At 72.4% G+C, this 22,096-nt stretch carries 23 protein-coding genes; 10 read left to right on the forward strand and 13 right to left on the reverse strand.

Annotated features, from left to right (window positions below; translation table 11 throughout):
• Positions 1–106: 106 nt before the first annotated feature.
• The 4 genes from ACZ3X1_RS00500 to ACZ3X1_RS00515 form a co-directional block, all read right to left on the reverse strand.
• Entirely contained in the window at positions 107–982 is an 876-nt protein-coding gene (locus ACZ3X1_RS00500) for an alpha/beta hydrolase (protein ID WP_356812678.1), read from the reverse strand.
• Between the two features lie 210 nt (positions 983–1,192).
• Entirely contained in the window at positions 1,193–1,609 is a 417-nt protein-coding gene (locus tag ACZ3X1_RS00505; protein ID WP_356812679.1) for a response regulator, read from the reverse strand.
• Between the two features lie 94 nt (positions 1,610–1,703).
• On the reverse strand, positions 1,704–2,228 hold the full coding sequence (locus ACZ3X1_RS00510; RefSeq protein WP_390074492.1) for a DUF3291 domain-containing protein: 525 nt from the start codon (positions 2,226–2,228) through the stop codon (positions 1,704–1,706).
• A gap of 32 nt (positions 2,229–2,260) precedes the next feature.
• On the reverse strand, positions 2,261–2,965 hold the full coding sequence (locus tag ACZ3X1_RS00515) for a helix-turn-helix transcriptional regulator (RefSeq protein ID WP_390074490.1): 705 nt from the start codon (positions 2,963–2,965) through the stop codon (positions 2,261–2,263).
• Positions 2,966–3,461: 496 nt separating this feature from the next.
• Between ACZ3X1_RS00515 and ACZ3X1_RS00520 the strand changes: the two genes are divergently transcribed.
• Positions 3,462–4,073, forward strand: coding sequence for a hypothetical protein (locus ACZ3X1_RS00520; RefSeq protein WP_362629424.1), 612 nt, complete (start codon positions 3,462–3,464; stop codon positions 4,071–4,073).
• Between the two features lie 127 nt (positions 4,074–4,200).
• Here the strand turns inward: ACZ3X1_RS00520 and ACZ3X1_RS00525 are convergent, their stop codons facing one another.
• Entirely contained in the window at positions 4,201–4,737 is a 537-nt protein-coding gene (locus ACZ3X1_RS00525; protein WP_362629427.1) for a MarR family winged helix-turn-helix transcriptional regulator, read from the reverse strand.
• Between the two features lie 154 nt (positions 4,738–4,891).
• Between ACZ3X1_RS00525 and ACZ3X1_RS00530 the strand changes: the two genes are divergently transcribed.
• The gene (locus ACZ3X1_RS00530; protein WP_467275291.1) at positions 4,892–6,022 is read left to right on the forward strand and encodes an NADH:flavin oxidoreductase; all 1,131 of its coding nucleotides are present in this window, start codon (positions 4,892–4,894) and stop codon (positions 6,020–6,022) included.
• Positions 6,023–6,599: 577 nt separating this feature from the next.
• On the opposite strand, the gene ACZ3X1_RS00535 is transcribed toward ACZ3X1_RS00530, so the two are convergent.
• On the reverse strand, positions 6,600–6,776 hold the full coding sequence (locus tag ACZ3X1_RS00535; RefSeq protein WP_467275293.1) for a hypothetical protein: 177 nt from the start codon (positions 6,774–6,776) through the stop codon (positions 6,600–6,602).
• Positions 6,777–7,276: 500 nt separating this feature from the next.
• On the opposite strand from ACZ3X1_RS00535, the gene ACZ3X1_RS00540 reads away from it, so the two are divergent.
• Positions 7,277–7,759, forward strand: coding sequence for a DedA family protein (locus ACZ3X1_RS00540; protein ID WP_467275295.1), 483 nt, complete (start codon positions 7,277–7,279; stop codon positions 7,757–7,759).
• A 965-nt stretch (positions 7,760–8,724) separates the two neighbouring features.
• Here the strand turns inward: ACZ3X1_RS00540 and ACZ3X1_RS00545 are convergent.
• Positions 8,725–9,441 carry a LuxR C-terminal-related transcriptional regulator gene (locus ACZ3X1_RS00545; protein WP_467275297.1) on the reverse strand — a complete coding sequence of 239 codons (717 nt, stop codon included), beginning with the start codon at positions 9,439–9,441 and terminating at the stop codon, positions 8,725–8,727.
• A 396-nt stretch (positions 9,442–9,837) separates the two neighbouring features.
• Between ACZ3X1_RS00545 and ACZ3X1_RS00550 the strand changes: the two genes are divergently transcribed.
• Together ACZ3X1_RS00550 and ACZ3X1_RS00555 are read left to right on the forward strand one after the other, a co-directional pair.
• Positions 9,838–10,476 carry a ClpP family protease gene (locus ACZ3X1_RS00550; protein ID WP_467275299.1) on the forward strand — a complete coding sequence of 213 codons (639 nt, stop codon included), beginning with the start codon at positions 9,838–9,840 and terminating at the stop codon, positions 10,474–10,476.
• 1 nt (position 10,477) lies between these two features.
• Positions 10,478–11,080, forward strand: coding sequence for a ClpP family protease (locus tag ACZ3X1_RS00555; RefSeq protein ID WP_356812690.1), 603 nt, complete (start codon positions 10,478–10,480; stop codon positions 11,078–11,080).
• An 89-nt stretch (positions 11,081–11,169) separates the two neighbouring features.
• Here ACZ3X1_RS00555 and ACZ3X1_RS00560 read toward each other — a convergent pair whose 3' ends face one another.
• Together ACZ3X1_RS00560 and ACZ3X1_RS00565 are read right to left on the reverse strand one after the other, a co-directional pair.
• Positions 11,170–11,619, reverse strand: a complete 450-nt coding sequence (locus ACZ3X1_RS00560) for a helix-turn-helix domain-containing protein (protein WP_390074486.1) — start codon at positions 11,617–11,619, stop codon at positions 11,170–11,172.
• 662 nt (positions 11,620–12,281) lie between these two features.
• Entirely contained in the window at positions 12,282–13,793 is a 1,512-nt protein-coding gene (locus ACZ3X1_RS00565; protein WP_467275302.1) for an MDR family MFS transporter, read from the reverse strand.
• Positions 13,794–14,399: 606 nt separating this feature from the next.
• Between ACZ3X1_RS00565 and ACZ3X1_RS00570 the strand changes: the two genes are divergently transcribed.
• Both ACZ3X1_RS00570 and ACZ3X1_RS00575 read left to right on the forward strand, forming a co-directional pair.
• A complete protein-coding gene (locus ACZ3X1_RS00570; protein WP_467275304.1) occupies positions 14,400–14,756 on the forward strand; it encodes a hypothetical protein in 357 nt (118 codons plus the stop codon).
• A gap of 11 nt (positions 14,757–14,767) precedes the next feature.
• Positions 14,768–15,199 carry a hypothetical protein gene (locus ACZ3X1_RS00575; protein ID WP_356812889.1) on the forward strand — a complete coding sequence of 144 codons (432 nt, stop codon included), beginning with the start codon at positions 14,768–14,770 and terminating at the stop codon, positions 15,197–15,199.
• Positions 15,200–15,202: 3 nt separating this feature from the next.
• On the opposite strand, the gene ACZ3X1_RS00580 is transcribed toward ACZ3X1_RS00575, so the two are convergent.
• Positions 15,203–15,415, reverse strand: coding sequence for a hypothetical protein (locus ACZ3X1_RS00580; protein ID WP_467275306.1), 213 nt, complete (start codon positions 15,413–15,415; stop codon positions 15,203–15,205).
• A 115-nt stretch (positions 15,416–15,530) separates the two neighbouring features.
• Positions 15,531–17,036, reverse strand: coding sequence for a hypothetical protein (locus ACZ3X1_RS00585; protein ID WP_467275308.1), 1,506 nt, complete (start codon positions 17,034–17,036; stop codon positions 15,531–15,533).
• Positions 17,037–17,413: 377 nt separating this feature from the next.
• Between ACZ3X1_RS00585 and ACZ3X1_RS00590 the strand changes: the two genes are divergently transcribed.
• On the forward strand, positions 17,414–18,211 hold the full coding sequence (locus ACZ3X1_RS00590) for a peptidoglycan recognition protein family protein (protein ID WP_356812892.1): 798 nt from the start codon (positions 17,414–17,416) through the stop codon (positions 18,209–18,211).
• A gap of 377 nt (positions 18,212–18,588) precedes the next feature.
• Positions 18,589–18,924, forward strand: coding sequence for an STAS domain-containing protein (locus ACZ3X1_RS00595; RefSeq protein WP_467275310.1), 336 nt, complete (start codon positions 18,589–18,591; stop codon positions 18,922–18,924).
• A 47-nt stretch (positions 18,925–18,971) separates the two neighbouring features.
• Here ACZ3X1_RS00595 and ACZ3X1_RS00600 read toward each other — a convergent pair whose 3' ends face one another.
• The gene (locus ACZ3X1_RS00600; protein WP_467275312.1) at positions 18,972–19,925 is read right to left on the reverse strand and encodes a helix-turn-helix transcriptional regulator; all 954 of its coding nucleotides are present in this window, start codon (positions 19,923–19,925) and stop codon (positions 18,972–18,974) included.
• A gap of 72 nt (positions 19,926–19,997) precedes the next feature.
• Positions 19,998–21,218, reverse strand: coding sequence for a cytochrome P450 family protein (locus ACZ3X1_RS00605; RefSeq protein ID WP_362629473.1), 1,221 nt, complete (start codon positions 21,216–21,218; stop codon positions 19,998–20,000).
• A 213-nt stretch (positions 21,219–21,431) separates the two neighbouring features.
• Between ACZ3X1_RS00605 and ACZ3X1_RS00610 the strand changes: the two genes are divergently transcribed.
• Positions 21,432–21,968: an NUDIX hydrolase family protein gene (locus ACZ3X1_RS00610; protein WP_356812896.1), complete on the forward strand. Its 537-nt coding sequence runs from the start codon at positions 21,432–21,434 to the stop codon at positions 21,966–21,968.
• Positions 21,969–22,096 lie beyond the last annotated feature (128 nt).

A 22,096-nucleotide genomic window follows, 5' to 3' on the forward strand; every position in this document is an offset into this window, starting at 1 on the left:
CCGGCCCACCCGGGTCCGGCGGACGGCCCCGGACTGAGGACCCTTCACCGGCCCCGGCGCGGCGGCGCGGTCACCGTGGGCGCACTCCTCACCCGGCTGCGCTGCGTCAGGAACCGGTCGTCGGCACCGTGAGCGCGGCGAGCTCCCCGAGGACCCGGGCCGCCGGCGCCGGGTCGACCAGCCACTTCAGGTGGCTGCTTGCCAGGGTGCGGACGTCGTACGGGTTGTCCGGCGTGAGGGCGTTGCCCTCGCGGATCAGCCGGTCCTGCAGGGCGAGCGGCAGACTCGCGTCGTCGGCCAGGCGTACGAAGGTCTTGGGGATCGTGCCCCAGGTCGCCGCCTGCGCCCGGTCTGCCGAGGTGCCGGTGTCGAGGTTCTCGTCGGGCTGGAAGGTGTTCAGGAAGGTCAGGAACTCCTCGTCGGTGCCGTCGGCGAGGAAGGCCGCCTTGAACGCGGTGAGGGCGGCGGGGTCAGCCGTGCGGAAGTTGACGCGCAGCAGGCCGAGTTCCGCGGGGTTGCCGGCCAGCGCCAGGCTGAGGGAGGCCGCGTCGACCGTGGCCATCTCCGGTTCGGCGTAGTAGGCGCCGACCTCCAGGTCGACCGGGGCCCAGGCGGCGACGTAGACGATGCGGTCGATCAGGTCCGGCCGTGCGTTGGCGGCGGCGGTGGCCGTGATTCCGCCGCGGCTGTGCGAGACGAGGACCACCGGCCCGTTCTGCTTGGCCCGTTCCAGGACGCCGATCAGGTGCTTGGCGTTGTCGGCGAGCGTGACGCCCCGGATCGAGCCGGGCGCCGCGGCGAGCCCTTCGAGGTCCTGCGGTGCCTGGTAGGAGCGCTGGTAACCGGCCTCGAAGCCGTGACCGGGCAGGTCGACGGCTACGGAGCGGTGCCCGAGGAGGCCGAGTTCGGCCTGGAGCGGCGCGAAGGAGAAGGAGTTCGCGAAGGCGCCGTGAACGAGGACGAAGGTGGGGGTCGGCTGCATCTGTCTGATCGCTCACTCTCTCCGTCGGTCACGAGGAATCGGTGGGACACCGGTGGCACCGGGTGGCGGCGAGCTCCTGCCGGGTTCCCCTCAGGACAGTACGCAGAGAATGATCATCAAATCAATCGGTACGGGTTCCTCCGCTTGGCGCCCGGCCTCCCGCGCGCCGTCGACCGTCGGCGGAGAGGGTGGTGACGGTCCGGGGCCGGGTCAGGGCATCTCGTCGGGGTCGCAACTGGCCCGGCGGAGCCCGATCGTGCGCAGGGCCCGCATCAGGGCCTCAAAGTCCCCTTCGCGCACGACATGGACGGCTCCCTCGGCCACGAGGCCCGACACCGCACGGGGCACGCGCGCGGAGGGCGTCCGCAGCACCACCCCGCTGGGCGGGTCCAGCCCCCGCACTCCGCGGAACACGCGGAGGACCGCCGGGTCCGAGTCGATGCTGTCGATCCCGGCGGGCAGGGACAGGACCGTGATGTCGGGCAGCAGGACCCGGGCGTGCGCGAGGGCGACGGCGGGGTCGTCGGCATGCGACACGACCTGGAAGTGCGGGTTGCGCTGGATGCCCGAACGGAGCAGTTCCAGCTGCTCGCCCTCGGGCACACCGACCACCAATACCGTCATCACCCTCCCATCGTGCTTTCCGGCGCAGCGCGGGGCGACCCGGGAGAGATGGGGAGGGGCTGGCCGTACCGGGCTTGGACTGGACCGGGCGCGCGCCTCAGACCGCCGCCGCCCGCGCCTCGTCGGCCGGCCTCGCGCGCCGGGCATCCAGGTGCGGGGCGGCCTCGGCGGCGGTGTACGAGGAGGCGAAGGTGAACGCTCGCGGCGACGGCCCGTGCGCCCGCAGGTCGCTCAGCCGCTCCAGCGCCTCGCCGACGGTCGGCCGGTGGCCGGCGGGAATCCACCAGAGCACCATGTGTGCCTCGACGTGCCGCTCGAACCATTCACGGCGCCGCCGCATCACCTCCAGGTGCCCGCTGCGGTAGGCGAAGTCCCACAGGGCTTCCTGGTTCTCCCACACCGACAGGTTGACGATGACGTCCTCGCCCGCCGGGCGCAGTCCGGTGGCGTCGGCCTCCCCCTCCTCCACGAGCCGCCACACGAAGCCGGGCGCCGCGTCGGCGGCGGAGTTGACCGGATCGAGCAGTTCGACGAACGGCGCGATGCGCGGGTCGTCCAAGGGGTGCAGGAGCGTGGCGACGTTGAGTTGGGCGAGGTGGAAGGCGTGCGCGGGTTCGGTCATGGCCTCATCCCAGCACGTAGTCCACTTCTATGTCAATGCTCATTGTCTTTAGAAGCTTCGACGACGACGCAGCACTCCCCCGGCCGGGCGTCCATGCGCGCACGGACGGGGCCGTTGGCGCCGAGCAGCCCTTCCAGCAGTGCGAGGTTCATGCCGCAGACGAGCGGCGGAAAGCGTTCGGCGACGGCATGGAACGGGCAGTTGCGCATACGGACGACGCGCTCCCGGCCTCCCTCACCTCCTTCGCCGTCGTGGCCGCTGTCGCCGTCGCCGCCTTCCAGGTGCGGCTCGTAGCCGCGCGCGACCAGCAGCTTCATGGCCTCTTCGAGCCCGCCGCAGGGCGCCGCCGCGCCGCGCAGGGACTCCCCCCGGCGGCGCGCCGCCGCGCACAGCCCGGCGTCCAGCCCGGCCTCCTCGGCGGCCTCGGCGAGCAGCTCGGCGGCGGTGCGGTAGTCGCGGGCGGGCAGCGAAACGGACCGCTCCACGCGCGCCCGGGTGTACACCTTGGCGGGACGGCCGGCGCCCGGCCCCGAGCGTCCCGTCAGGCGGCGGCTACCGCTCTCCAGCAGCCCCGCCTCGGCCAGCCGGTCCAAATGGTGCGCGGCGAGCGTCCGCGCCACCCCGGCCGCCTCGGCCGCCTCGTTGCGCCCGACCTCGCGCCCCTGGGCGGCCACGTACTCGTACAGTCGGCGCCGCACCGGATCCTGCAGCACCGCGATCACATCGATGTCCTCCACCCTGCCATTCTAGAAACAACACAGGTGGGATATAGAAGGCGACCACCTCCGCGTGCTCGCCGTGCTGGACGCATGGTGGGGCGGCCTCAGAGGAGGGGCGGGAGCGGCGGAACGTGCGTTGCTGCTACCCCGGCTGTACCGGCGCACCTTCTACCGGGCCCTCTTCGCTACCGGGCCCTCTTCGAATTCGCCCGATCGCATGGGCGCCGCCGGGTGCGCTGCATCACCAGCCCGGAGAACGCGGCATCGCAGGCGTTCCCCACCCGGTTGGCTTTCACGGCCCCGGGGGGGGTGAAGCAGGACTACGACGGCCCCGGACTGGACCGAGTCGCGTTCACCGTCGAAGTGCCCGCGCTCTCGAACCCCTCCGTCCCCGGCCCCGTCCACCCCTGAGACCGCCCCATCGCCGACCCTGGCTCAACCCCCAGGGCCCCTGGGGGTGTTGTCGGGGCGATCACCCATGTCCCGCAGCACGGGCGGGCGGCAGGGTGAGGCCATGACACCGAACGCGCCGGCACGTCTCGCCGGTATCTCCTTCGTCGCCGCCCCCGTCCTCCTCATCGCCTACGGCTCCGTCCGCCTCCTGGCGGAGGGATCAAAAGAACCCGGCGCAGCCTGGACCGTCGGCCACCTCGCGTTCCTGCTCGGGGTGCTGTTCTTCGGGGCGGTATGCACGGGGGTGAACCGCATGGCGACGGCCGGCGCGGGGCCGGTACGGCGACGGCTGGCCAAGGCCGGGCTCGTGGCCGGGCTGCTGGGGGTGGCGGCGGCCGCCACGCAGGCGCTGATCGACCTGTATGTGGGGTTTCGGGCGGCGGACAAGCCGGAGATGCGGGAGCTGTTCGGCCGGGTCCAGGACGTCCCGGGCGTGATGCCGGCCGTTTACACCGTTGGACCGCTCTTCCTCTACCTGGGAATGATCATCCTGCTCGCCACCCTCAAGGGGCGTGCCGCCATCCGGGCGCAGGCACTCTTCGTACTGGGCACGGCCGCGAACGCGATCGACCTGGACCTGCTGCCCCTCGGAGGACTCTGCTACCTCCTCGCTTTCGCCCCCCTGGGCCGACGGACATCCACCACCGACACCCTCCCCGCCCGCCCCGCGTAGTCGACCCGGCCATTCGACCGGCCCGTACGCCCCGCCCCTCGACGGATCTGGCCGGTGCCGTCGCCCCCTGCGGGGGCGCCGGCCGGGTCGTCGACGTGCCACCCACACCGGGCCGGCGGCCCCCGGTCTACGGGGCGGGCGGCGCCTGTTCGTGCGGGGCCTGCGGGCGGCAGGCGGTGCCGGTGTCGTCTTCCTCCGCGCGCGGCCAGTGCCGTCCTTCGAGGGCCTCGGCGCTGCGGTTGAGCCGGACCAGCACGTCCTCCAGCTCCTGCACCTCCTCTGGGGACCAGTCGGCGACCACCCGGGCCAGGCAGGACCGGTTGACCTCACGGTCTCCTTCGAGCCGGCGGCCGCCCTCGGCGGTGATGCGCAGCTTGCGGGCCATGCCGCCGTCCGGATCCGCGACACGCTCGGCCAGTCCGCAGCGCAGCAGTGCGGCCGTCTGGCGGTTCACGGTGGAGGTGTCGAGGCCGAAGGCCTCCGCCAACTGTCCGATAGACATGGGCCCTTGGGTGTCGATCCGGCTGAGCAGCAGGTACGCCGACCGCTCCAGGCGTTCGGCGTCGCGCTCGCGCCGAGCCAGCACCTGGTGTCGCGAGAGAAGCATCAGCTCCCGCTCCAGTTTTTCCAGCACTCCGCCTCCCGCTCCTTTCCGGCGCTCCATTATCGCGGACCGGCGGACCGGCGGACCGGCGGACCGGCAGACCGGCGGACCTCTGCGGCGGGGCCCCGCAGCAATATGCATGATACATAGCGTGTGTACTATGCACTTCTCGTTGTCACCCCGACGAGCCACAGCCTCACACCGGAGGACCCTCATGTCCGTCACCCCGTCCACCGCCTTCCGCGCGGCCGAGATCCTCTCCCGGCCCGTCACGCTGAACGGCCTGACCGTCCCCAACCGCATCGCGATGGCGCCGATGACGCGGATGTTCTCCCCCGGCGGCGTGCCCGGCGAGGACGTGCAGGCGTACTACGCCAGCCGGGCCGCCGCGGGTGTGGGCCTGATCGTCACCGAGGGGACCTACGTCGGTCACGAATCCGCCGGGCAGAGCGACCGGGTGCCGCGGTTCCACGGCGAGGACCAGCTGGCGGGATGGGCGAAGGTCGCCGCAGCCGTGCACGAGGCCGGCGGCACGATCGTTCCGCAGCTGTGGCACATAGGCATGGTGCGCAAGCAGGGTGAGGCACCGTACGCGGACGCGCCCGCCGTCGGCCCCTCGGGCATCCGCGTCGACGGCACCGAGGGAACCGGCAGGGCGATGACCCGTGCCGACCTGGACGACGTCATCGGCGCGTTCGCCGACGCAGCCGCGGAGGCCGAGCGGATCGGCTTCGACGGCATCGAACTGCACGGCGCCCACGGCTACCTGCTCGACCAGTTCCTGTGGGAGCGGACCAACCGCCGCACCGACGCGTACGGCGGCGACGCGGTGGCCCGTACGAAGTTCGCGGCGGAGATCGTGGCGGCGGTCCGCGAACGCGTCTCGGCCGACTTCCCGGTGATCTTCCGCTACTCGCAGTGGAAGCAGGAGGCCTACGACGCCCGGCTCGCCCAGACCCCGCAGGAGCTGGAGGCTATCCTGGCCCCGCTGGCGGCGGCCGGCGTCGACGCCTTCCACGCCTCCACCCGGCGCTACTGGCTCCCCGAGTTCGAGGGCTCGGACCTGAACCTGGCGGGCTGGACCAAGAAGCTCACCGGTCGGCCGACCATCACCGTCGGCTCGGTGGGCCTCGACGGCGACTTCATCCGCGCCTTCGCCGGCGAGGGTGCGGCGCTGGGCGACATCGACAACCTCCTGGACCGCATGGACCGCGACGAGTTCGACATGGTCGCCGTCGGACGCGCGCTGCTCCAGGACCCGCAGTGGGCGGCGAAGGTCCTCGGCAACCGCTTCGATGAGCTGCAGCCGTACGACGCGGCGGCCCTCAAGTCGCTCAGCCGCTAGCGGCACCCGCCTGTCTGCGATTGCCCCGGGAGTCCGGTCCACCGGCCTCCCGGAGCAATGGCCGCTTGTGCCCCTTCGAGGCGGTGACCGTGTGACAAGATCGGCAGCATGAACGAATCCTCGGCACGGAAGGGCGACCCCCGCCCCGGCTCGTGAAGTGGCTGGACGCAGCGGTGGCCGACGGGACCGCTGCCCGCCCGCATCGCACTCTTCGAGGCCGTACGCGCCGACCGCACCGGGCCGGTCCCCATCCGGCTCCTCGGCCTCGCCCGCACCGCAGAGCCGTTCGCACGGCGCGAGGCGATGGACCTGCTCTGCGGCCTGACCGGCGCAAGTCCTGGCCGAGGCCGTCGAAGCGGGTCGCCGACCCGGCTCGGCGACCCCCGACGAGGTACGGCGCAGGGCCGCCCACCTCGTCGGGCGCCACGGGCAACCGGACCTCGTCCTTGCCGCTCTCGGCGATCTCACCGACCCCGCGGTGCGCACCGTCCTGGCCGGGGACTGGGCACTCCTCACCGATGTCCACGAGGCTGCAGTCCACCTGGCGGACATCGGGCGGCACTGGGGTCGCGTCCTCTCAGCACTGGGGCGCGAGCGGCACGCCCACGCCCTCGTGGCGCGACTCCTCGCGACACCTGACGAGCAGCGGCAGCAGTGTGACCGCGGCCGCCCGCCAGTTGGGGCACGCCTCGCGGGCGAGCCCGGCGCCGATGTCACGGGTGGCGGGAAACCACCCCTGGTCTCGGGGACGCACTCAGGACCGCCTTGATCTCCGAGGAGGCACGGCAGGTGCACGGGGCCCTCATCGCAGGACTGCCCTTCACGCCGTCCGCGAGGCCCCGCCGGTGCTCCTTCGGGGATCGCCGACGTACGGCAGCCCTCCGCCGCCGCCCTCCTCGCCACCAAGCCCGTGGGCATCGTCCGCCTCGGGCACGCCACCGCGATCTTCACCACCGCCGCGCACTTGCCGGGGACGGGGTGAACAGCCAGTGCAAGGCCCCTGCCGTTCCTCCTCCGGTAGCCCGGTAGCCCGGCATCCCGTATGCGTGTTCGGTTAGGCTAACCTCGTTTGACGTGCAGGCGTACCGGACAGGGGTCTGGTGCCGCAGGCGGCAACCAGGCGGAACGCGCAGAGGCAGGGCGCAGGTGAGAGGTGGTGACCGGGCTTGTGCGCGTCGTGCGCCCGCCGGGGCGGGCCGAGCATGCGGATGACGGGCATGCCGGGGTGCGGCCCGGAGATCGGGGCGATGCCTCGTGGATAAGATCGCGCTCACGGCCGGAGCCCTGTACGTCATCGTCCTGCTCCGCGCCGGAGGGACGTTCGCCGTCGGGTGGCTCGCCGGCGCCGGGGCCCGGCGCACCAGGCTCGCCGGGCGCATCTCCACGACGAGGTTCCAGCGCGCCGAGCGGGCGATCCAGCGGTGGGGCGCGCCGGTGGTGGCCGTCTCCTTCCTGACTGTCGGTTTCCAGACCGCCGCCAACTTCCTCGCGGGCAGCATGCGCATGCCCTTGCCCCGCTACCTCCCCGCCCTGTTCGTCGGCGGAGCGGCCTGGGCGCTGATCTACGCGACAGCGGGGCTCGGCGTGCTCGAGGTGCTGGGGAGGCTCTTCGCCCTGCGGCCGGCCCTCGCGGTCTCCGCCGTGGCCGTCCTCCTCCTCGCGGTGTGCGGGGCGGTGGTGTACCGCAGACGCAGGGCGGCCCCGTCCTGCGGTGACACCGCGGCCGACGAATCGTAGGCCGGCCCATGGGCGCCACGGTGCCGCGGCTTCGGCCCGGGCCGGCTTCCGGGAGCCGTGGCGGCCGATGTCGTGGAGACCTGAACCGGATGCGGGCGCAGCCGGGCACCGGAACGAGGCGCCGCACGCAGCCGGTTCTCCGGTGCCCTTCCCCGAGGCCCGGATGCACCAACCCCGTGCCGAACGACACCGTCGCGCGAGCGGTCCGGCGGATGGTGGGGCGGCCCGGTGCTACTGCCGCCAGAGCGCTCTGGTCACCGGGCCTCGCCCGCGCACGCCCTATCGGCGCGGACTGCGCCCGACCATAGCCGGGGCCGGCCATCGCCCCGCCACAGAAGCGCAGGGTTCCGCATCCTGTGTGACGCGGGCCGGCGAGGGTTGACCCCCGGCGCTGACACCGCCGTTCACGCCGGGGCCCTCTCATCGCCGTTCACGCCGGAGCCCTCTCCTCGCACCTCCCCGCACTGCACGCCGGGCGGCGACGCGGCCGGTCTCGGGCGGGGCGCAGCACCCGCGCACGACACCGGACGTGCGGAGAGCCGTCGGGCTCCGCCCTTCCAGCTGCTCGATCACCCTGTCCGGGACGGCGGGGTGACGGGAGGCCGGCGAGCGGCCACGTCGTTTCGCCGGGCGTATCGAGCGGCTTCCGACCGGTGCGCCCTGCCAGTTTGCGCAGCACAACGGCGACGTGGTGCTCTACGGTGCGTCGTCGCACGACGTCCCGCAACAAATGGATTTCTGGTAGCCCATGGGCGCCGCGGTGCGGCCTGCCACGCAGCAAGCTGGACCCCCTGCTGCGGGAGATCGCCGCTGCGACACCGGGTGTGGATCTCATGCTGGGACACCGCGTGGTCGGCCTCCTCCAGGACCATGCCGGTGGCGTCCGGGGTGTGGGCACCGCGAACGGCGAGGCCGCGAACACCGAGTGCCGCGCCCGCCCGCGCAGACCGGGCAGGGGCCGGCCCTCACCACCGGGACGACTGAGCGGCGGCCGGGTGTCTGTGAGCGTCGCCGGGGGCCCGTCCTGCCGCCTGCGGCAATCCGTCCCGTCCGACGATCCCGGCTTCCCAGGCGAGGACCGCGGCCTGGATCCGATGCTCCAGTCCAAGTCGTTGGACCAGGCGCGAGACGTGTGTCCTCACAGTGGTGATGGACAGACGGCACTCATCGGCGATCCGCTGGTTGGTGTGCCCGCCGCCGATGAGGGCCAGCATCTGCCGCTCCGTGTCCGTGAGGCTGCCGATCCTCTGCAGCAGATCATGGGCGCCCGCGGAAGGACGGCCTCGGGTCAGCGTCTGCATGATCTTCGGATCGAGGACGTTGCCGCCGACAGCCACGATCCGCACCGCGTGAGCCAGCTCGTCAGGACCGCAGTCCTGCACGACGAAGCCCGAGGCTCCGGCACGGAGCACGTCAAGGAGCCTCCCGCCCGGGCTGGAGGTGATCATCGCGAGAATCCTCGGAGGGAAGCCCAGCCCCAACAACTGGCGGGTGGCCTCGACCGCACCTTGGCCGGCAAGGGACACATCCATGATCACGACATCGGGCTGATACTCCTTGGCGGCTTTGACGGCCTGCACAGCATCAGCCGCTTCACCCACAACCACCATCGCCTCGATGGCCTCCAGTACCGGCCGCAGGCCGGACCGGTCATGACTTTCGACGATCAAGACGCGACTCACGCGCTTTCCTTTCCTCCCGGCGTTGCGACGCCGCTGCGAGTTGGCGCCGTGACCAGTACCCCCCGCGGCACCCGGCATACCCGGCCCGGACCGACTACAACGCCCCCGGCCCAATCCACTCGCTCAGCCCAGCGACCGGGTGTGACACCCGCACCAGCGGCCCGCACCCGCCGGGCGCGGCCGGCACGGAGCTGACCGGACTGCACCATGTGGTGCTGAAGACGTGGAGCAGGCCGTTCGAGTCCAGCGTGGGCAAGGAACTGATCAGGTGCGACCACCAGTGCCGTGACGTGGTGTCCGCCCGTGGCGGATCTGCCGGGGGCAGAGGAACGGCGTCCGGGGGGTTCCCGGGGTCAAGAGTGGAGTCGACGGCATCCGCCTCGAAAAGGAGAAGAGATGACTCCCCTCACCATGCTCGCGCCCCGCGCGGAGGAGGCCGACACACCGCCCGGCCACTTCGACGACCACCTCGCGGCAAGGCTGCTCGACCAGCGGATCGTCCTCCTCGGCACCCAGGTCGACGAGGTGTCGGCCAACCGGGTGTGCGCGCTGCTGCTGCTGCTGTCGGCGCAGGACCCGCGCTCCGACATCAGCCTGTACGTCAACAGCCCCGGCGGGTCGGTCACCGCGGGTCTCGCCATTTACGACACGATGCGGCTCATCCCGAACGACGTCTCGACGCTGGCGATGGGCTTCGCCGCCAGCATGGGCCAGTTCCTGCTCACCGTGGGGACGCCCGGAAAGCGTTTCGCGCTGCCGAACGCGCGGATCATGATGCACCAGCCCTCGGCGGGCATCGGCGGCACCGCCGCGGACATCGAGATCCAGGCGGAGAACCTCCAGTTCACCAAGAAGGCCGTCGAGCGGATCACCGCCCAGCACACCGGGCAGAGCGAGGAGACGATCGCGCGGGACGGCGACCGGGACCGCTGGTTCACGGCCGAACAGGCCAGGGAGTACGGGATGGTGGACCGGGTGGTGGAGTCGCTCGCCGACATCCGCCCGGCCACGCCGCGCCGACGGACGGGGCTGTGACATGGGGTCGTACACGGTTCCCTACGTGATCGAGCGGACCGCGCAGGGCGAGCGGTCCTACGACGTCTTCAGCCGGCTGCTGAACGAGCGGATCATCTTCCTCGGCACCGAGATCGACGACGGGGTCGCCAACGTGGTCATCGCGCAGCTCCTGCACCTGGAGTCGGCGAGCCCGGAGCAGGAGATCTCGATCTATCTCAACTCGCCCGGAGGTTCCTTCACTTCGCTGATGGCGATCTACGACACCATGACGTTCGTGCAGGCGCCGATCTCCACCTTCTGCGTCGGTCAGGCGGCGTCGACGGCGGCGGTGCTGCTGGCGGGCGGAGATCCCGGGCGACGGTTCGTGCTCCGGCACGCGCGGGTGCTGCTCGGCCAGCCGGCCAGCGGCGGCCGGCAGGGGACGGTCTCCGACCTCAGCCTCGCGGCCAAGGAGATGGTCCGCGTCCGCTCGCAGGTGGAGGAGGTCCTGTCCCGGCACACGCACCACGACGTGGCGACGCTGCGCGCGGACATGGACCGGGAGAAGGTGTTCACCGCCGAGGAGGCCGTGGCCTACGGCCTCGCCGACGAGGTACTGAGCCGACGGTTCGCGTTCGTCTGAGCCCGAACCCGGCCGTGGCCGAGGGCCGGCGGGCGGCCGGTACGGCGGGGGCGCGCCCCCGCCGTACCGGCCGTCGGCCCACGGTCCGGTCAGGCGGCGAGGCAGAAGCCGTCGTACTGCGCCGTGGGCGACGTGGGCGACGTGGGCGATGTGCGGCTCCGGACCACCCGGCTCCGGGCGTGCCGGGCCAGCTGGTCACCGGCGAGAAGGAGCAGGTCGGCGAGGCCGAGCCCGAGGGCCTGGGCGGCGGCCGCGAGCACCTCGGAGGATGCCTCCTTGCGTCCGCGCTCCACCTCCGACAGGTACGGCATCGAGATCCGGGCCGCCTCCGAGACGTCCTTGAGCGTGCGCTCCTGTGCGAGCCGCTCGCGCCGCAGCACGTCGCCGACGAGGTCACGCCACAGGGGCTCCCTCGGCGGGCGTGGTTGTGGAGCCCCCACGGGTCGCCTCGGGGCGCCGGCCGCCCCGCCGGAACCGGGCGACGGAGCCTGCGGGCGCAGGGAGTTGACTCGGGACTCGTTCGGCGCATGAGTGCTCACCCCCTCACCCTAGGGCTCCGGGGCGCTGGGGGAAGGGAGTGGCCTTCTGCCCTGGGTGAAGCCGCGCCGGTGCCCGGGGCGACGCGGGTCCGGCGCTGAACGTGGTGCGGCGGCTCGGTCCGGACATGGCGGGCCAGACCCTGATCGTCGTGACGGGGAGCGCCTTCGCTCCGGCTGGGCGTACTGCAGGAGGTCCTGCGCGAGCGAGTTTCCGGCCTCCTGGCCGAACCGCTGCGCCTGACCGTCAGCGGTGCACCCCAGAACGATTTCGCCGGGAGGAACCGTGCCGCCGGGCAGCAGTACGGTACGGGCGCTACCCCGTGTACTCACCGGGGTCACCGTCCCGCCGAACCGCGGCCCTCACCCGGCGCCAGGCGCGCACACCGATGAACGCGGCGGACGGCCTCGGCGCAGGCCCGGTCGCCGCGTGCCGTTCGGCCCGCGAGGTCGCACCGTCACCGACAGCACGTGGTAGGCGTCCTGCGGGTAGAGGGATTGGTCGAGGCGGCCGAAAGGCCAGGTTTGGGCGATTCGACCACCGCACGGCCCCTGTGCCGTCTTGGCCTTTCGCCCTCTCGCGCCCGTGTGCACCCTTGCCCCCGGTGTTCGCGGAACAGTTCACCCCTCGTCGCGGCGGGCACCGGGCCGAGCCGATCCCGGTATCAGGGTGTGTGGACGGTTGTGTTCGTCGCTGTGCCGTCGTCGTCCTGGACCTCCGGCGCAGCAGGCTGTTGAGGCGCGGGTGGGGTGCGGATCAGCAACGCAACCAGCACGGCCAGGACGCCGAGCGCGGCGCCGACGCCGAATCCCCATTGGATGCCCGTGGCAAGGGCGCCGGCGGCGTCGACGCCCTCGGCTGCCGCTGTGGCTGCCTGTCCTGACATGACGCTGATGACCAGGGCCGTGCCGGCGGCGGCCGCGACCTGTTGGAGCGAACCCAGAATGGCGGAGCCATGGGGGTAGAGGTGCGGCGGCAGTACGGACAGGCCGGAGGTGAAGACGGGGGTGAAGACGAACGCCATGCCCGCACTCAGGGCCACGTGAAGGGCGAGCACCAGCCACGGGGAGGTCTGTTCGCCCGTGAGTGCGAACAGTGCGAGGCACAGCGCTGTGAGTACGGCGCCGGGTACGACCAGGCGTGGTGCGCCGAGTCGGTCGTAGAGCTTGCCGACCTGTGGTCCGAGCAGGCCCATGGCCAGGCCGCCGGGAATGAGGAGCAGCCCGGTCTGCAGGGAGGTCAGGCCGCACACCTCCTGCAGGTAGATCGGCAGCAGGATGAACGCACCCATGAGGGCCATGAACGAAAGACACATCAGGCCCAAGGCCACGGAGAAATGACGAAACGCCAGGGCGCGCAGGTCCAGTAGCGGGGTGGAGGAGCGCTGCAGTGCCAGTTGTCGCCATACGAACAGCCCTACGAGCACGGCGCCGGCCAGGGTGGTGGCCTCCGGGGGCACGAGGGCCTGGGCGGCGTTCTCAGCACCGAGTCCGCTCAGGCCGTAGACCAGGGCGCCGAAGCCCGCTGCCGCCAGGGGGACGGACATCCAGTCCATGGGGGCGGCCTGCGGCTCGCCGATGTTGATCAGGTTGCGCCGGCCGAACACGGCCATGGCTCCGGCGATGGGAAGGACGGCCAGGAACAGCAGGCGCCACGAGCCCAGCTGCAGCAGCACACCGGAGACGGCGGGGCCGAGGGCGGGTGCGACGGAGATGACGAGGGTGATGTTGCCCATGACGCGGCCTCGGTCATGCGGGGGTACAAGGGTCATCAGCGTCGTCATGAGCAGCGGCATCATGACGGCGGTGCCGCCGGCCTGGATGACGCGGGCGGCCAGCAGCACGGGGAAGGCGGGGGCGACCGCGGCCAGAGCGGTGCCGGCGAGGAACAGCGCCATCGCGAGACCGAAGGCGGTTCGGGTGGTCACGCGCTGGAGGAACCACCCCGTCACCGGGATGACGACGGCCATGGTGAGCATGAAAGCCGTGGACAGCCACCCTGCGGCCGCTGCGGTGACCTCGAAGTCGCGCATGAGCCGCGGGATCGCGTTCACCATGATCGTCTCGTTGAGGAGGACGACGAACGTGGACAGCACGAGGATGCGCAGCACGGCGGTAACGCGGGCGGGCGAGAGGGTGGGCGTTGCGTGTGGTGCGGGCATGATGCCTTCCGTCATGTGAGTGTCCTCCGTACCTGGCAGGTCACACTGACAGACTGCGACGCCGGGAAGAACTCATCGGTCGCCTCCGATCCTGTCGGTGCCGCCGTCCAAGCTCAAACCATTTCCGACCCGGAACAGGGTCCTGCTCGGCCTCACCCGGGTCGTCCTCGGTCGTCGGCCGCCGAGCGACGAGCAGTGCGTCCGAGTCGGCCGGCTGCCGGCTGCCGGCTGTTCGGGCCGCTGGGCGCCGCCCTCCAAGCGACATGACCGGCTGCACCACCTTGACTTCCGCCCCTACGACCAGGTGGCGGAGGTAGCCGCCTGCTGGCGCAGGCCCTTGCGCACGGCTTGGGTGACCGCGGCCGGGGCCCGCTCGGAGGCGGCGCCGGCGCGGCGGTCGCGTCCGCCGAGGCCGAAGGCGCGGGCGAGTTCGCCGATCAGGAATCACCGAGGTTCGGCTGTCGAGGGTGCGTTGGCCGCGGATGAGGGCCTACAGAGCGTCGAGCCGGCGCCGGGCGAGGGCGGGGGGATCGCCGGCTGGTGAGTCCCGGAAGGCCGGCAAGGCTTCTGAAACGCACGCGTCGCTCGCACAGGAAATCGAACATGTGTTGCAATGTAGGGGTGACGGCTTCATTCCGGTTCCCTGATGACCTGGTCGCGCTGCAGGCGGCGTGGCTGCGCTCCTATGCCGAGCTCGCGCAGGTGCCCGCCGGGGGTGGGACGACCCTGCTGCGTCGGCGGCTCATCGCGCTGTCCGGCCGCCTGTGCACCCACCCGCACTGGGCCGCTCCCGCCGGTTGGCGGGACGGGGGCGTCGAGCTGCGGCGCGTCGCCCGCGAGAGCCCCCACCACTCCGTTCGGGGGAAAGATCCAGGGAACCCCTGCCCCTCGGGCCCGAAGCGGGCCATGGTCTGTTCCGAGACGGCGGACTCGGCTGACTCGGCGGACCCCACGAAGGGCATGGAACGTTGCATCTGAGGCGCATTGGAATGATCTTGGCCGCGGCCGCACTGGCCGTACTGGCGGCCCCGGCCACCGCGGACGCCGCAGCCGTCGCCTGCGGCGGCGGGACGTCGACCGGCCGGGTGGCCGTCAACGGGTGCATCAGCGCCCAGCGCGGATCCGCCGGCAGGTTCCCCACGCGCGAGATCACGGCGTACATCAAGGCGCGCAACACCGGGAGCAAGGGAGTCAACGTCGCCTACGAGGCCTTCTTCCGCGTCGTCGACGGCGGTCACTGGGAGAAGCTGGGCAGTGGCCGCACCTACGTGCGCGCCGGCGAGTCCGTCGGTCCTCTCGAAGTGGGAAGCAGCACCCGGGTGTGCGGCCCCGTGAAGGTCGAGATCCGCGTTCACGCCCGGGCCGACGGCGCCGCCTGGAGCGGCTGGTCCCCCGCTGCGACGAAGCAGTGCCAGACCTGAGCGTCAGCCGGGGCTCCGGTCGTCCGCGTGGGCCGGGTCGCGCCACATCGGCCACGAGGTCGGGCCGCCGTCCGGAAGCCTGATCTCACCGGTGACGCGGAAGCCCAACCCTTCGTGGAAGGGGATGTTGGTGATGTTGCCGGACTCCAGGACTCGGAGGGCCGGGCGGGCCGGATGCCGTACCCGGGCCGACGGCACTGCGGGACGTCTGCTCATGGGAGCACGGTAGGCAGCCGGAGCCGGCCCTCCCCGCCGCACGGCGGTGGACACGCCGTAGACCCCGTACACGCCGTACGCGCCACCCGCTCACCGGTCGGCCGCGGCGAACCGTTCAGCGGGGTGTCCCGCTCGGCACACGGACCGGCGGACAGCGCAGCACCTGGCCGGCGGCGGTGCCGACGACGACCGCTCCGTCGGGTGCCGCGTGCAGGGAGAGCGGCCCGTGCGGGGGCAGTCGACGCGTGGCGACGAGCGCGCCGTCGGCCGTGTCGACGGAGACGAGGGTGCCGTCGGCGCACAGGGCGTGCAGCACTCCCGCGTGCGTGTCGAGGCCGATGACCTCGGATTCCAGCGGCCTGCTCCACTGGACCCCGCCGGACGGGAAGGCCCTGCGGACGAGCTCCGTCCGCCCGTGGTACAGCGCGGCGCCGGTGCCGTCGTCCGCGTGCACGGCGCGGCCCAGCGGGGCGTCGGCGCTGAAGAGCACCGTCTCCGGGGCCCCGTTGGGGGCAAGCGCGACCACGTCGCGGCGCCCGCGCACGAACAGGAGCTCGGGGCAGCGGCGGGCGTCGAGCGGGACGAGGTCGTAGCGGTCCGCGACGTGGAGCGAGCCCAGCGGGCGTCCGTCGGCGGCGAAGATCCGGGTGTTGGGCGGGGCCGGCGGCTCCGCCCCGAGGCAGCGGTCGTAGGTGTCCCGGATCGCCCAAACCCCGTCGGTACGGACGCACATCGCGGCCGAGAACGGCACCGAGCGGCGGTCGAGGACCCTGCCGTCGGCGGTGTCGACGAGCAGGAAATCGGTCCGGGTGCGGCTGTCGGGACCGGGGGCGGCCACGCGTACGGTCCGCTCGTCGGCGGCCGGCTCGATCCGGGTGCCGCCGTACGAGGACGGCGCGGGCACGCTCCACAGGACCGAACCGTCAGCGCCCCGGCACTCCACCGCCACGTCCCGGCGGGTGGCGAGCACCCGGCCGTCGCCGAGTCCCGCCACGGCCCGGACCGCGCCCTGCTCCTCGTAGCCGCGTCCCGCCCGCTCGGCGAGCGTGCGCAGCGTCTGCAGCGGGGGCGGCGCGTCGTCGTACGTCCCCGGTTCCCCCGGGTCCCCCGGGTCCTGCGCCGTCCGGTCGAGACCGGTCAGATCGAGGGCGTCGGGGCGGAGACCGCGCCAGTCCTCGCGTACGACGGTCGCCCGCGCCACGCGGCTGTCGATGCCGTCGTCCATGGCGAAGAAGGTGAGTTGAAGCGTGCGGTCGTCCAGCCAGCGGAGGGGATCGATGCCCCATGCGGGGTCGGTGAAGTCGACGCGGTGTCCGGTGTCGGCTTCGAGGAGGGTGAGTCCGCCCGCACGGGAGTACTCGTCGCCGTTGTCGAGGCCCACGGCGAGCAGCGGAAGTGCGGGGTGGAAGGCGATGGATTCGGCTTCCATCGTGAAGGTCAGCAGGTGTGCGCAGGACAGGTCGTCCGTGCGGTAGACGGCGATCCGGCTGTACCGGTGCATCACCGAACTGACCGCGAGCCACTGTCCGTCGCTGCTGACCACCGCCTGGCAGGCGAGTCCCAGCAGTTCGGGGAACGGCTGGTCGTTGAGGGTGGTGTGCGGTTCGAGCTGGTCAGCCATGGTGCTCCGTCATGTGGGCGGACGACGCCCGGGCAGGGGTGTCGATGTTCTCCTGTGTCACGGCGGCGGGAGGGTCCGGAACGGCCGGGCGGGGGTGCCGGACCGCGCGCCGAGCGGACATGCGGGCGCCGGACCCGCCGAACGGCCGGGCGGAGGTGGCGGACCCGCGCGCCGAGCGGCGTGGCCCGTCCTACTCCCCCGTGCTCGTCCACGCCCATCAAACCGCCCCGCGATGAGCGCCGTCGCGGCGGGGGGCCGGTCGCGCGAGTCGGCGCCACGGCCGGTCGGGGAGAGTCCGGTCGCCGCTCGGTGTGTCTGCGCGACCGGTGCGGCCGGGCTCCCTTGAATGGGCAGCCTCCTACGGAAACGGGCACCGTATGACCCTCCGCGCACCGCACCACCAGCCGGCACCCGCTGCGGGCCGGTACTCCCGCCGGTCAGTCCTCACGGGTGCGTTCGCCCTGGCCACCGCGGCGGCACTGCCCGTCGCCGCGGCCGGACGCGCGTACTCGGCCGCGGGCCCGGACATCATCGCCTGCGCCACCTGGGGTGCGCGGGCCGCCTCCGAACCCGTCGTGGTCCTCGCCAACCGCCCGGAGCGGATCGTCGTCCACCACACGGCGACTGCGAACGTGACGGACTACACGAAGCAGCGCGCCTTCGCGCTGGCCCGGGCGATCCAGACGTACCACATGGACGCGCAGGGCTGGATCGACACCGGTCAGCACTTCACCGTCAGCCGCGGGGCGTTCGTGATGGAGGGCCGCCACAACAGCCTCGCGGAGCTGCGCACCGGCACCCGCCAGGTGCGCGCGGCGCACTGCGTCGGGCAGAACACCGTGTCGATCGGCATCGAGAACGAGGGGACCTACACCTCGCAGACCCCGCCCGCGGCGCAGTACGCGGCGCTGGCCGACCTGTGCGCCCACATCTGCGACCAGTACGGCCTGCCCGCGTCGGAGATCTACGGGCACCGGGACTTCAACGCCACGTCCTGCCCGGGTGACCGGCTGTACGCCCTGCTGCCGAAGCTCCGCCAGGACGTCGCCGCCCGCCTCGGCAGGCCCCTGTCGGACCCGGAGGGGGAGGACCCGCTGTGGGACCTGGTACGCCAGGCCGCCGGACGGCCGGCCGCGACGATCGGGGAGCACCTGCCGGCGGGCCTCCTGTCCTGACGGAGCACCGGGCGCCCCCACGCATCCGACGAGGCGTCAGCCGCAGCCTTCGCGCAGGGCGTCCCCACGGCGTGGGCTCGATTGCGCAGGTGCAGGCGGGTGGTGAGCCCGTGCGTCACGGTCCCACTTGACCAGCACGTACCGCCGGCTCGGCAGCCGGCGGCGCGCGGAACCGGCCGCCGCGTTGAACACCGGCGCAAGCCGCCGGGTCACCGCATCAGGGGCCGCGCCCTGACCGCCAGTCCATCAAACGAACACCTGCAGGTTTTCGTCTGAGGGGCTGTACGCGCCCGCCCGCCCGGATAGCGTCGGGGCGGGGCGACCGCTGCCGAGGTCCGCCCCGCCCCCGGAGGCAGGACACCGAAGGCAGGACCGAGATGAACCCCCTGGCCGCCCGCGGTCCGCACAGTGTCACGCTCGCCACCCGCGCCGACCGCAGCGTCATCACCCTCACCGGCGACATGGACCTCGACCACGTCGGCCCCCTGCGCTCGGCGCTCCAGGAGGCGTGCACCGCTCCCACCGCTCCGGAGCGGGTGGTCGTCGACCTCTCGCGGCTCGACTTCTGCGACTCCACCGGACTCAACGCCCTGCTCCACGCACGGTCCCTGTGCGAGCAGAGCGGGCGGACCCTGACCCTCGCCGATCCCGGCCCGCAGTTCCACCGTCTGCTGCGCATCACCGGCACCGACGCCCTGTTCGACCTCTCCTAGGAGGTGTCGGGCGGGTTCGCCCGACGCGGCGTGCTGACCGCGGCCGCTCAGTCCGATCTCAGCGTGACGGAGGGCGGCACGCCGTATTCCTGCCGGTAGGCGGCGGCGAAGCGGCCCTGGTGGGCGAAGCCCCACCGGCCGGCGACGCCGGCGACGGTCGTGGCGCCCGCCGGGTCGGCGGACAGCAGCTCGGAGTGGGCCCGGGTCAGCCGGACCCGGCGGAGGTAGCCGAGCGGCGTCGTGTCGGCGTGGCGGGTGAAGGCGTACTGCACCGCGCGCGGAGTGACCGGGATCGAGGCGGCGATGTCGGTGAGCGTGATGTCGCGGTGGGCGTTGGCCTCGATGAAGGCGACGGCGCGGCGCAGGGTGTCGCTGTGCGCGTCGCGCGTCTCCCGTGGGGTGGCCGCGTCACCGCGGGCGGTGTTCGGCAGGGTCCCCAGTACCAAGGCCGCCAGGTGCTGGGCGGCGGTCGAGACGAGCAGCCCGTCGGGGTCGGCGGCCGCGGCGCTGTCGTCGAGGACGTGGTCCCGGAGGTAGGCGACGGCCGCGCCGAGCCGCCGGTTCTCGGCGGGGCCGGCGGGCCGGGCACCGGTGATGCGGACGTCCTTCCCCCTGGGAACGCCGGCGACCCGGCCCAGCAGACCGGGGTCGAACATCGTGATCGTGTACCGGGCTTCGCGCACCTGCCCTTCGTACGGCCGGTCGTGAGGGGCCAGGAGGAAGGTCTCGCCGGGGCCGTAGACCTCCTCGCGGCCGCCCGTGGTGTCCACGATGGTTCCGCTGTGCATCGTCACCAGACACACCTTGCCCAGGCACCCCGCGTCGTAGGCCATCGTGTAGCCGAAGGACAGACGGTCCACGCTCAGCCCGCCGACCTCGGTACGGGAGATCCGCGCCCGGGTGTCCGCGGGGCGCCCGCCGATCTGCATGGGGGTGTAGGCGGCGGAAAGGAACGCCTCCGTGGCTTCCAGGTTCCCGCTCTCGAAGAAGAGGTTGGTCATCGGGCTCTCCCTCGCCGACGCTCGGCACGACCTGCTGGCCGCCGGAGCCTCCAGTATGCCGTGGACGGCAGGCTAACTACCGGCGCTGAAGGTCACCGGAAGGCTCAGGGGGCCGCGCAGTCCGCCCGGGCGCCAGCGGATCTCGTCGGGCGGCACGGCGAGGGCGAGCCCGGGGAGTCGGCGCAGCGCGGTGCCGATCGCGATGTGCCCCTCCAGCCGGGCCAACGGGGCGCCCAGGCAGTAGTGGACGCCGTGGCCGAACGCGAGGTGGGCGTTGTCCTGCCGGGTGATGTCGAGGCGGTCGGGGTCCGGGAAGCGTGCCGGGTCGCGGTCGGCGATGGCCGAGGCGATCAGGACGGTGGCGCCGCGCGGGACGGTCACACCGGCGATCTCGACGTCCTCGCGGGCGAAGCGGGCGATGCCGGGGCTCACGGGGCCGTCGTAGCGGAGGAACTCCTCGACGGCGCTCGCCAGGAGGTCGGGGTCGGAGCGCAGGAGGTCGAGCTGGCCGGGGTGGGCGAGCAGCATCGCGATGCCGCCGCTGATCAGGTTGACGGTGGTGATGTAGCCGGCGGCCAGCAGCAGGAACACCATGGCGATGAGCTCGTCCTCGCTCAGCCGCTGTTCCTCGTCCCGCGCCGTGATCAGGCCGCTGAGCAGGTCGTCGCCGGGGTGGGCCCGTTTGGCCCGGATGAGGTCGGTGACGTAGGCGCGCATGTGCTGCCATGCCTCGTTCACGACGGCGGGGTCCGGCGGCTCCGCTCCCCGCATGATCATGCGGTCGGTCCAGTGCTGGAAGTCGTGTTGGTCGTCGACCGGCACGCCGAGCAGTTCGCCGATGACCGTGACGGGGAGCGGGAGGGCGTAGTCCGCGACGAGGTCTGCGCGGCCGGCCGGCACGATCTCGTCGAGCAGGCGGTCGGTGATGGCCTGGATCCGGGGCCGCATCTGCGCGACCCGGCGGGCGGTGAACGCCTGGGAGACCAGGCGGCGCAGGCGGGTGTGGTCGGGCGGGTCGCTGCGGAGCATGTTGCTGAGCATCGACTCGCGCTCGGTTTCGGGCAGCTGGGCCAGGAGCCGGGGATCCGAGGCGTCGCGGACGTCGCTGCTGAGGCGGGGGTCGGACAGGGCCGCGAGCCCGTCCTCGTACCGGGTGACGAGCCAGGCATCCAGGCCGCCCGCGACGACGACACGGCGTACGGGGCCGTCCTCGCGCAGTTTCCCGTAGAGCGGGAAGGGGTCTGCGAGGAAGTCCTGGTCGGCGTAGGGAAGTAGGACCGGCTGCTCACTCATCGTGCCTCCCGGAATAGGTCACCCTCTCCATGGGAAGTGAGGATATGCGCCCGAGTCTCCATGAATGCTGCTTTTCGGTCATGGCGGAGGAGCCGTCGCGGACCGTCACGACGGCCCGTCGACTGTCCGCTTTGACGACAACCTGACGGCCGGCCGGTTTCCGATGGACGCGCGATCTGGGCCAACGCCCACTGCGGAAAGTATGATCAAGAAATGGCTGACATGACCGAAACGACGCCCGGCTGGCTGACCAGTGACGAGCTGGACATGGCCAGGGCCCAGATGCCGATCCTGTACGTCGAGGCCGTTCCCGTGCGCGTGAACGCCACCGGCGAAGTCACCAGTGTCGGACTGCTCCTGCGGATCGGCGCGGAGGGAACGATCAGCCGGACGCTGGTGTCCGGCCGGGTCATGCACCACGAGCGGATCCGTGACGCGCTGCTGCGCCACTTGGAGAAGGACCTGGGTCCTGTGGCCCTGCCCCTGGTGCCGGCCTCCCTCCAGCCCTTCACCGTGGCCGAGTACTTCCCCACGGCCGGCATCACCCCGTTCCACGACCCCCGCCAGCACGCGGTGTCCCTGGCCTACGTCGTGCCGGTGACGGGGGATTGCCGTCCCCGGCAGGACGCCCTTGACCTGGTCTGGTTCAGCCCGCAGGAAGCGGCCTCGCAGGCCGTGCAGGGCGAGATGCCGGGCGGCCACGCGGTGCTGCTGAAGCAGGCCCTCGCGCACGTGGGACTTGCGTACTGAGCCGCGCCGCACCGCGGCACGACACCGCCTGAGGGCTGTCCCGTAGTCCCCGGTGGATCGGCGCGCGGCGCCGGATGCGGTGCACCGCAAGGCGCAGGAGCGTCCTGATACCGGGCTGGGCGTATCCG

This window comes from Streptomyces sp. NPDC023541 (genome assembly GCF_055559995.1).